At 72.8% G+C, this 9,689-nt stretch carries 7 protein-coding genes; 3 read left to right on the top strand and 4 right to left on the bottom strand.

The features are described 5' to 3' along the window. Positions 1–284 precede the first annotated feature (284 nt). Positions 285–833 carry a MarR family winged helix-turn-helix transcriptional regulator gene (locus BIV23_RS34445; RefSeq protein ID WP_071384920.1) on the bottom strand — a complete coding sequence of 183 codons (549 nt, stop codon included), beginning with the start codon at positions 831–833 and terminating at the stop codon, positions 285–287. A gap of 125 nt (positions 834–958) precedes the next feature. Between BIV23_RS34445 and BIV23_RS34440 the strand changes: the two genes are divergently transcribed. Next, on the top strand, positions 959–2,248 hold the full coding sequence (locus BIV23_RS34440) for an MFS transporter (RefSeq protein WP_245790780.1): 1,290 nt from the start codon (positions 959–961) through the stop codon (positions 2,246–2,248). Positions 2,249–2,311: 63 nt separating this feature from the next. Here BIV23_RS34440 and BIV23_RS34435 read toward each other — a convergent pair whose 3' ends face one another. The 3 genes from BIV23_RS34435 to BIV23_RS34425 form a co-directional block, all read right to left on the bottom strand. After that, a complete protein-coding gene (locus BIV23_RS34435; RefSeq protein WP_071384918.1) occupies positions 2,312–3,130 on the bottom strand; it encodes a class I SAM-dependent methyltransferase in 819 nt (272 codons plus the stop codon). A 3-nt stretch (positions 3,131–3,133) separates the two neighbouring features. Then, positions 3,134–4,822, bottom strand: a complete 1,689-nt coding sequence (locus BIV23_RS34430) for an ATP-binding SpoIIE family protein phosphatase (protein WP_071384917.1) — start codon at positions 4,820–4,822, stop codon at positions 3,134–3,136. Between the two features lie 159 nt (positions 4,823–4,981). Next, the gene (locus BIV23_RS34425; RefSeq protein ID WP_071384916.1) at positions 4,982–6,361 is read right to left on the bottom strand and encodes an NAD(P)/FAD-dependent oxidoreductase; all 1,380 of its coding nucleotides are present in this window, start codon (positions 6,359–6,361) and stop codon (positions 4,982–4,984) included. Positions 6,362–6,738: 377 nt separating this feature from the next. Here BIV23_RS34425 and BIV23_RS34420 point away from each other — a divergent pair, with 377 nt between their 5' ends. Together BIV23_RS34420 and BIV23_RS34415 are read left to right on the top strand one after the other, a co-directional pair. Beyond that, a complete protein-coding gene (locus BIV23_RS34420) occupies positions 6,739–7,560 on the top strand; it encodes a TetR/AcrR family transcriptional regulator (protein ID WP_071384915.1) in 822 nt (273 codons plus the stop codon). A gap of 215 nt (positions 7,561–7,775) precedes the next feature. Continuing rightward, on the top strand, positions 7,776–9,689 hold the full coding sequence (locus tag BIV23_RS34415) for a sigma-70 family RNA polymerase sigma factor (protein WP_107471354.1): 1,914 nt from the start codon (positions 7,776–7,778) through the stop codon (positions 9,687–9,689).

Raw genomic sequence — 9,689 nt, 5'->3', positions numbered from 1 at the left:
TTGTCTTCCCGGCCCGCTGGGCCGTTCTGACGTCTCAAACCTTAGCGGATCCGGTCGCCGATTCCCAATCGGGCACCGGGCTTCCATTCGAATTGAATTCGGGCATGCCGAATTCGACCCGGACGGGGATCGTGCTGATGGTGTGAGGGGGTGCCGCGCGAGGCGGCGGAGTGTTGCCGGAGAACCGTTACGGCTCGGCGGCAACCCGGAGAACTTTACGGATCCGGCAGGCGAGCGTCAACCCTCGCTGTCAAGATCTTTTCTGTGGCCCTGATGGGGCGACATCAGTCCAGGTCGGTGAGGCGACCGCCGGCGTCCGGCTGGGCGTGCTCCACCCTGCGCAGCAGACGGGTGAGGACCTCTCCCAGCACCGCGCGCTCCACGGGAGTGAGGTCCTGGAGCAGGTCCTCCTCGAAGACGGTCGCCAGGCGCATGGCCTCCAGCCACTTCTCGCGGCCCTCGGGGGTCAGCTCGACGATCACCCGGACGCGGTTCGACTCGTCACGCTCCCGGGTGACCAGACCCTCGGCGACCATGCGGTCGATCCGGTGGGTCATCGCGGCCGGCGTGAGGCCGAGGCGCTTGGCGAGGTCGCTGGGGCCCATGCGGTAGGGCACGCCGGAGAGGACGAGGGCCTTGAGGACCTCCCACTCGGCGTTACTGATGCCGAGGGCCGAGGTCTGGCGGCCGTACGCGACGTTCATGCGGCGGTTGAGCCGGGACAGTGCCGAGACGATCTTCTCGACCTGGGGGTCGAGGTCCTGGAACTCGCGCTGGTAGGCGGCGATCTGTTCTTCGAGGGTCGGCTCGGTGACGCCGGGGGTGTCGGCCATGGCCGCAGTATCGCACGCAGCTCCTTTGCCTTGAAGTCCTTGATTGTGTAGTCTTTAGCTTCGAACTTTAGCTTCGAAGTCTTCAGATCTAACTTCTTCGGATCTCAGTAGTGAGAGAGGTGAACGTGACCAGGGCGATGGGCGCAGCGATGCGCCGGATCCACGTGGGTAACGCACTCAGCGCCTTCGGGCTCGGCTTCACGGTCCCGTACCTGTACGTCTATGTGGCGCAGGTGCGGGGTCTGGGGTCGATGACGGCGGGGCTCGTCCTCGCCGTCTTCGCCGTGGCCGCGCTGATAGTGCTGCCGTTCGCCGGCCGGGCGATCGTGCGGCGCGGCCCGCTGCCGGTCCTGCTCGCCGCCCTGGTCACCGCCGCGCTCGGCGCGCTGAGCCTGGGGCTGGCGGGCAACGCCACGGCCGTACTGCTGTCGGCCGCGGCGCTCGGCGCCGGGCAGGCCGTGATGCAGCCGGCGCTGGCGACGATGATCGTGGACTGCTCGACGTCGGACACGCGCTCGCGTGCGTTCGCGATGCAGTTCTTCCTGCAGAACCTGGGGCTCGGTGTCGGTGGTCTGATCGGCGGCCATCTCGTCGACACCACGCGCGTGTCCTCGTTCACGCTGCTGTTCGCGATCGAGGCGGCGATGTTCCTGCTGCTGGTCGTGGTGATGGCGACGGTGCGGATGCCGCGCGCCCCGCGGCTGGGGGACGTTCCGGCGCCGTCGGCGAAGGGCGGCTGGAAGCAGCTGCTCGGGAACCGGGCGATGGTGCAGCTGTGCGTGCTCGGCTTCGTGCTGTTCTTCGCCTGCTACGGCCAGTTCGAGTCCGGTCTGAGCGCGTACGGCGTCGAGGCCGCCGGGATATCCACCTCCGCGCTGGGCACGGCCCTGGCCGCGAACACGCTGATGATCGTGGTCGCCCAGTTCGCCGTGCTGAAGTTCGTCGAGCGGCGTCGGCGCTCGCGCGTGATCGCCGGGGTCGGCCTGATCTGGGCCGTGGCATGGGTCGCGGCCGGGTACGCGGGGCTGGGGCACGGCAGCCAGGAGATGGCCACGGCCGCGTTCGTCTCGACGTACGCGCTGTTCGGGCTGGGTGAGGCGATGCTGTCGCCGACCGTCGCGCCGTTGGTCGCCGATCTGGCGCCGGAGGGCATGGCCGGTCAGTACAACTCCGCGTTCGCGCTGGTCAAGCAGCTGGCGCTGGCCGTCGGTCCGGCGGTGGGCGGACCCATGGGTGCCTCGCTGCACGCGCCGTACATCGTGACGTTCCTGCTGTTCTCGCTCGGGATCACCTTCCTGGCGCTGCGGCTCGGGCGGCGGCTCACCACTGTGCAGGACCGGCCGTGGTCGGCGCGGGCCAGCCGGGTGGTCACGCGCGGTGGGGCGCCTTCGGAGCCCGTGGCGGCGGAGGCGTAGTCCGCGGTCCGGCACGGTTCGCGACGGCCGTCGCCTTCGGGTGGCGGCCGTCGCGCGTACCGGTCAGCGGGTTGCCGTCACCAGGGTCACGGTGAAGGGGAGCGTCGCCGTGCCGTCGCGGGCGGTGCGGTCGGCGAGCTGGTCCAGGACCAGGCGGGCCGCGGCGGTGAGGGCCTGTCTGCCGCCGGCCCGGGTGATCAGGCCGCCCCAGAGGGCGGCGAGGTGGCCGGGGACGTAGCCGGCCAGCGGAGGCAGGGTGATGCCGAGGGTGACCTCGCGGTGGGCCGTGCCGTGGTAGCCGGCCGTGCGGAGGGCCTCGGTGAGCTGGTCGGCGGTGCGGGCGAACGCCCGCGCGAAGTAGCCCGGCGCGTCGGGGCCGCCGTACTCCTCGAGGGCCCGCCGCTGGGCGAGGAAGTAGGGCTGGCGGTCGACGGGGGCCCAGACGGTCGTGGCGAAGCGGCCGGTGGGGCGGGTGACGCGGGCCGTCTCGGCGAAGGCGGCGCCGAGGTCGGGGAAGAACTGGGTGCCCTGCTGGCAGACGACGGCGTCGAAGACCGCGGTCTCGTAGGGGAGGTGGTCGGCGGGGGCGACCGTGAAGTCGATGTCGGGGTAGAGGCGGGGGTGCTGCTCCCGGGCCACCCGGATCATGCCCTCGTCGATGTCGGCGCCGCAGACCCGGCCGGTGGGGCCGGTGAGTGCGGCGGCCGCGTGGGCGGCGAAGCCGGTGCCGCAGGCGAGGTCGAGGACGGTGGCGCCGGGGGCGAGGTCCACGGCGTCCAGGAGTTCGGCCACGAAGGGCCGCATGATCGGGGCGCTGTGGACGGCGTACTGGTCCGGGCCGTCGCTCGCGCGGTGTACGTCCGTCGGGGGCGCGTCTGCCATGGGTCAGTGCTTCCCCTGCGTCCCCTGGTTTCCCTGGTTTCCCGTTTTTCCCTTCGGCAGGACGAACTCGCACCACACCGCCTTGCCGCCGCCGGGGGTGCGGCGCGAGCCCCAGTTCGAGGCGATCGTGGCGACGATCGCGATGCCGCGGCCGGACTCGTCGGCCGGTTCGGCGCGGCGGCGCCGGGGCAGGTGGTCGTCGCCGTCCGTGACCTCGACGATCAGGCGGCGGTCGGTGCGGCGCAGGCGCAGGCGCATCGGCGGGGTGCCGTGCTGGAGGGAGTTGGCGACCAGTTCGCTGGCGGCGAGGACGCCGAGGTCGTGCAGTTCGGTGGGGAAGCGCCAGCTGGTGAGGACGCCGGAGGCGAAGGCACGCGCGCGGGGGGCCGCCTCCACGCCGCCGAGGAGTTCCAGGGCCGCGTTGCGGAAGAGTTCGCCGGCGGGGCCCGTACGGGCCGGGTGCTGGAGGACGAGGACCGCGACGTCGTCGTCGTGGTCGGCGGTGACGCCGGCCGAGCGGACCAGGCGGTCGCAGACCACCTGCGGGGTGCCGGTGGCGCCCGCGAGGGCGCGTTCGAGTGCCGCGATGCCCTCGTCCAGGTCCTCGTCGCGGCGTTCGACCAGGCCGTCCGTGTAGAGGACGGCCGTCGATCCGGGGCCGAGTGCGATCGAACCCGACGCGTGCATCCAGCCACCGGTGCCGAGCGGCGGGCCGGTGGGTTCGTCGGCGCGGGAGACCGTCCCGTTCTCGTCGCGGACCAGGATCGGCAGGTGGCCCGCGGAGGCGTACACCAGCCGGCCCTCGTTGGGGTCGTGGACGGCGTAGACACAGGTGGCGATCTGGTTGGCGTCGATCTCGGCGGCCAGGCCGTCCAGCAGCTGGAGCACCTCGTGCGGGGGCAGGTCGAGGCGGGCGTACGCCCGGACGGCTGTCCTGAGTTGGCCCATGACCGCCGCCGCGCGCACGCCCCGGCCCATGACGTCGCCGATGACGAGGGCGGTGCGGCCGCCGCCGAGGGTGATGACGTCGTACCAGTCGCCGCCGACCGCGGCCTCGGTGCCGCCGGGCTGGTAGGTGGCGGCGATGCGCAGGTCGTCGGGTTGTTCCAGCTCCTGCGGGAGCAGGGAGCGCTGGAGGGTGACGGCCGTCTCGCGCTGGCGGCGTTCGCTCGCGCGCAGGCGTTCGGCGGCCTCGGCGTGGTCGGTGACATCGGTGGCGAAGACCAGTACGCCGCCGTCGCGGTCGCCGTCCTCGGCGACGGGGGTGCACGTGAAGGTGTACGACCGGCCGTCGACGGCCTTGCGGGACTTCAGGGTGCGGGGCTTGCCGCTGCGCAGCACCTGGTCGAGCAGCGGGAGCAGGCCCAGCTCGGCGAGCTCCGGCAGCGCCTCCCGCGCGGGCCCGCCCGTCGGTCGTGCGCCGAAGGCCGCCGCGTAAGCGCCGTTGACGTATGCGAGGCGGTGGTCCGGGCCGTGCACGAGCGCGACGAGGGCCGGGACGCGGTCGAGGACGTCGCGCGCGGGCAGTTCGTCGACGGCGGGCACCGGGGGTGCGCCGTCGGCCGGCTGCTCGGCGCGGGCCGCGGGCACCGAGCCTTCTCCCCGCCGGTCCGGGGGGACCGGGGTCTCGGTCCGCGCGGCGGCGCGGCGCTGCGTTCCGGGGAGCCGGGCGCTCCAGCGCGTGAAGTTCACTGTGGGAAGAGCCTCGTGGGTGCTGTGGGCGGGCGGGTGACCCGTCCGCGGACGTGGGGCAGTCTGGCAGGGTCTTGGCAGGAGCGCAGGGTCTTGCGGGGGCGGGCCGCGACGACATCCGTCAGACGCCGGAGCGGGCCGTGGAGTTCCTGGGTCCGGTCAGGACGACCCCTTCGGGTCGTCCGAGGGGCTGTGAGGAGGCTTTCCACCGGCCGCGAGTTCGAACTCCGCTCGGGGATGTTCGAGCGAACCGAGCGAGACGATCTCGCGTTTGAAGAGCCCTGCGAGGGTCCATTCCGCCAGCACGCGGGCCTTTCGGTTGAAGGTGGGCACCCTGCTGAGGTGGTAGACGCGGTGCATGAACCAGGCAGGGTAGCCCTTCAGCTTGCGCCCGTAGACCTGGGCGACGCCCTTGTGGAAGCCGAGGGAGGCGACCGAGCCGACGTACCGGTGCGCGTACGTCTCCAGGGGCTCGCCGCGCAGCGCGTGGGCGATGTTGTCGCCGAGGGTGCGGGCCTGGCGGACGGCGTGCTGGGCGTTGGGTGCGGTGTCGGTGCCGGGGTCGGCGGCGGTGACGTCGGGGACGGCCGCCGCGTCGCCGGCGCCCCAGGCGTGCGCCGCGCCGTCCACGGTCAGTTCGGCCGTGCACCTCAGGCGGCCGCGTGGGGTCAGCGGGAGGTCGGTTGCGGCGAGCACGGGGTGCGGTTTGACGCCGGCGGTCCACACGACCGTACGGGTCGGGAAGCGCTGGCCGTCGCTGAGGACGGCGACGCGGTCGGCGCAGGAGTCCAGGCGGGTTTCGAGCAGCACCTGGACGTTGCGGCGGCGCAGCTGGGTGACGGTGTAGCGGCCCAGCTCCGCGCCGACCTCGGGGAGGATGCGGTCGGAGGCCTCGACGAGGATCCATCTCATGTCCTCGGGGCGGATGTTGTGGTAGTAGCGCACGGCGTAGCGGGCCATGTCCTCCAGTTCGGCGAGCGCCTCGACGCCGGCGTAGCCGCCGCCGACGAAGACGAAGGTCAGGGCGGCGTCGCGGATCGCGGGGTCGCGGGTGGAGGAGGCGATGTCCAGTTGTTCGAGGACGTGGTTGCGCAGGCCGATGGCCTCTTCGACGGTCTTGAAGCCGATGCCGTACTCGGCGAGTCCGGGCACGGGCAGCGTGCGGGAGACGGAACCGGGGGCGAGGACGATCTCGTCGTAACCGAGGAGGTCGGCCGCCATGCCCTCCTCGGCGGTGGCGGGCGTCGAGACGGCGGCGGTGCGCACCTCGTGGTCGACGGAGATCACCTCGCCGACGACGACGTGGCACCGGGGCAGGACGCGGCGCAGCGGTACGACGACATGGCGAGGGGAGATCGAACCGGCGGCCGCCTCGGGAAGGAAGGGCTGGTACGTCATGTAGGGGTCGGGCGTGACGACGGTGATCTCGACCTCACCTCGCCTGAGCTCGGCCTTCAGCTTCCGCTGGAGACGCAGGGCCGTGTACATCCCGACGTAGCCGCCGCCGACAACCAGAATGCGCGCACGTTCCTTCACCATCCCATGACGCACCCGGCGCTGTTGTTTGTCCACAGTCCCGGCAATTTGTGTGACCGGCGGGCGGGTGTGCGGTGGGCCGGGGGTGGTCGGCGGGGTGGACGAAAGGGGGCAGGTCAGCGGGGGCGGGCCACAGTGTGCGAAGGTGGGGGATCGGGGCGGATATGACGCGTACTCCGATCGGGGGGCACGGTGTGCGGAACCTGCCCCTTCTGAATTGACTGCCTCTCAACTATGTTCGTGTGTCGACGGGGTGTAGGGAATGTGCTCGAACGGGGCTCGCGACGGGCGGACCCGGTCGAGATCGAAGTGGCTTCCGCGCACTCCGGATTCAGTGACGGGGAGTCTCCGGGGGGAGACGTCATTACCGGGGGAAAAACATGCATGTTCAGGACACGCATCATTGGTCATCGGCAGCCGCAGCCGTCGTCGCACCCGGCGGCGGGGCGGTGAGCGCCGCGGTGGGCAACGGACGCGCGGACGCGTCGCGTACGACACCGCTGCGCGTGGACGCACAGCGCAATCTGGAGCACGTGCTGCGTGCGGCGCGCGAGGTCTTCGGCGAGCTGGGCTACGGCGCGCCGATGGAGGACGTGGCGCGGCGCGCGCGGGTCGGTGTCGGCACGGTGTACCGGCGCTTTCCCAGCAAGGACGTACTGGTCCGGCGGATAGCCGAGGAGGAGACCGCGCGCCTGACCGAGCAGGCGCGCACCGCACTCGGCCAGGAGGACGAGCCGTGGTCGGCGCTGTCCCGGTTCCTGCGGACGTCGGTGGCGTCCGGGGCGGGGCGGCTGCTGCCGCCGCAGGTGCTCGCCGGCTCCGCGAAGGGCTCCGCGCACGGCCCCGCCGGTCTGGCCGAGTCGGCCGGTCCGGGCGGCTCGGGTGCGACGTCCGCCGAGGAGCCTCGGGTGCCGCAGCAGCGGGTGCAGCCGGCCTCCGGTGAACTGCGGCTGGTGTCCGGGGAGTCCGTGGGAGCAGGCGGGTCCGAGGACAGCGGGGTCGGCGAGCTGCTCGATGTGGTCGGGCAGTTGGTCGAGCGGGCTCGGTCCGCGGGCGAGCTGCGGGCGGACGTCTCCGTCGGGGACGTGCTGCTCGTGATCGCCACGGCGGCGCCGTCCCTGCCGGATGCCGCGCAGCAGGCGGCGGCGTCGGCCCGGCTGCTGGACATCCTGCTGGAGGGGCTGCGGTCGCGGCCCGCGTAGACCGGTCGCGTTCGGCCGTCCGTACCCGCCCGTGCCGGTTTCACGGGCGGGTACGGATGCGCCGAGGTCGCTCGTCCGGATGACGTTCGAGAGATCGGATTGACCGTGCCCCTCGGATGAGTGGATGCCGTGAACGGGGGCCGTTGAACAAAAGACAATGTGGCACCCTGTGCCGGTGACGGATTGGGCTGGGCCGGCGTCGGGGGCTTTCCGCGATGGGCGTTGTTGACGGGCAGGACGAGTCACGCGGCGACGACGCGGGCACGGCGGCCACGGAGGCCACGGAGGCCACCGGGGTGACCCCGCCCCAGGTGCCGAGCCAGGGCGGTCGGAGCCAGGGCGGTCGCACCGCCGCCCAGAGCGTGCCGGCCCAGCGTGAGGGCAGCGTGCTGCCGCCGCCCCGGGGGATGCCGCCGGGCGACGCCGAGCTGATCGAGCGGATGCGCGGGGGCGACGACTCCGCGTACGAGGAGCTGTACCGGCGGCACGCCGATGCCGTACGGCGTTACGCGCGGACCTGCTGCCGGGACGGGCACACCGCCGACGACCTCACCGCGGAGGTCTTCGCCCGCATGCTGCAGGCCGTGCGCGGCGGTTCCGGGCCCGAGCACGCCGTACGGGCCTATCTGCTCACCTCCGTACGTCGCGTCGCCGCGAACTGGACCAGGTCGGCCCGGCGTGAGCACCTCGTCGACGACTTCGCCGTCTTCGCCCAGCAGGCCTCGCGCTCGTCCGAGGTGCCGGACGACACTTCGTCCATCGGCTCCTTCGGCGCGGGCCTGGACCTGGGCGCCGACGTGCGCGCCATGCGGGAGGCCGAGCAGTCCATGGCCATGCAGGCGTTCCGCTCGCTGCCCGAGCGCTGGCAGGCCGTGCTGTGGCACACCGAGGTGGAGGACGAGTCCCCGAGCGAGGTGGCCGTGCTCTTCGGGCTGGACGCCAACGGCACCCGGGTGCTCGCCAGCCGCGCGCGCGAGGGGCTGAAGCAGGCGTATCTGCAGGCCCATGTCAGCGCCGCCCTCGCCGGTGACGAGGAGTGCGCCCGCTACGCCGACCAGCTCGGCACCTACGCCCGCCGCAAGCTGCGCATCCGCGCCGAGCGGGGGCTGCGCAAGCACCTGGAGGAGTGCGCCAAGTGCCGGCTGGCCGCCGCGCAGATCGAAGAGGTCGCGAGCGGCATCCCCGGTGTCGTCCCGGTCGCGGTCATCGGCTGGTTCGCCACCGCCGGGTACGCCAAGGCGCTCGGCATCGTGGCCGGCAGTGCCTCGGCCGGAGCCGCCGGTGTCGCCGCCGCGGCCACCGGCTCGTCCGGAGGGGCGGGCGGTGCGGGCGGGGCCGCGGCGGCGGAGGGACTCGGGGCGCCGGTGAAGGCGGGGATCGCGGCCGGTGTCGTCGCGGTGGCCGCCGCCGCGGTGGCGCTGGCACTGGCCAACGACAGCCACCCGCCGGCCAAGGAGACCGCCAAGCCGGCGCCGTCCGCCACGGCCGTGCGGTCTCCGGCCCCCCAGCCGACTCCTTCGAAGCGCACGCCGGCCCCGCCGCCGGTCGTGCCCGCTGCCGAGCCGGCCCCGACGCCGACCCCCACGCCGAGGCCCACACCCACGCCGGCTCCCAGACCGAAGCCCACACCGACACCGACTCCGACGCCTTCGCCGAAGCCCACGCCGACACCGACGCCCACTCCGCCGCCGACCACCGTCTACGAGATGAACGAGCTGGGCTACGACGTCGGCGGCGACGGCACCCGGCCCGAGATCCGGCTCGGCGAAAGCAGCTGGGTGTGGCAGCGCTACGGCATGTCGATCGGCGGCGTGCAGTACGCGCGCGGGGTCACCGTGCACGGCGAGTCCTCCGTCACCGTCGCCCTGAACCGGCAGTGCACCGCGTACGACGCGCTGGCCGGCGTGGACGACATGACACTCGGCCTCGGCAAGGTGTCGTTCTCGGTGTACGCCGACGGGGTCCGGCTGTGGCGCTCCGGCATGGTCAAGGGGCGTGACCAGGCCGTCCCCGTCCATGTGGACCTGACCGGGCGCACAACCGTACGGCTCGTCGTGGAGCCGCACAGCAACGTCTTCGACCAGGCGGCGCTCGCGGACTGGGCGGAGTCCCGGTTCGCCTGTCGGTAG

Source organism: Streptomyces monashensis (assembly GCF_001866665.1).
In the GTDB taxonomy this organism is placed as follows: domain Bacteria; phylum Actinomycetota; class Actinomycetes; order Streptomycetales; family Streptomycetaceae; genus Streptomyces; species Streptomyces monashensis.
The sequence above is the reverse complement of the archived record's forward strand: the minus strand, read 5'-3'. Positions and strand labels throughout refer to the sequence as shown.

Excerpts from the sequence above, each read along its gene's own strand:
- BIV23_RS34445 (WP_071384920.1), bottom strand. The coding sequence starts at position 833 with ATGGCCGACACCCCCGGCGTCACCGAGCCGACCCTCGAAGAACAGATC.
- BIV23_RS34435 (WP_071384918.1), bottom strand. The coding sequence starts at position 3,130 with ATGGCAGACGCGCCCCCGACGGACGTACACCGCGCGAGCGACGGCCCG.
- BIV23_RS34425 (WP_071384916.1), bottom strand. The coding sequence starts at position 6,361 with ATGGTGAAGGAACGTGCGCGCATTCTGGTTGTCGGCGGCGGCTACGTC.
- BIV23_RS34420 (WP_071384915.1), top strand. The coding sequence starts at position 6,739 with ATGCATGTTCAGGACACGCATCATTGGTCATCGGCAGCCGCAGCCGTC.
- BIV23_RS34415 (WP_107471354.1), top strand. The coding sequence starts at position 7,776 with ATGGGCGTTGTTGACGGGCAGGACGAGTCACGCGGCGACGACGCGGGC.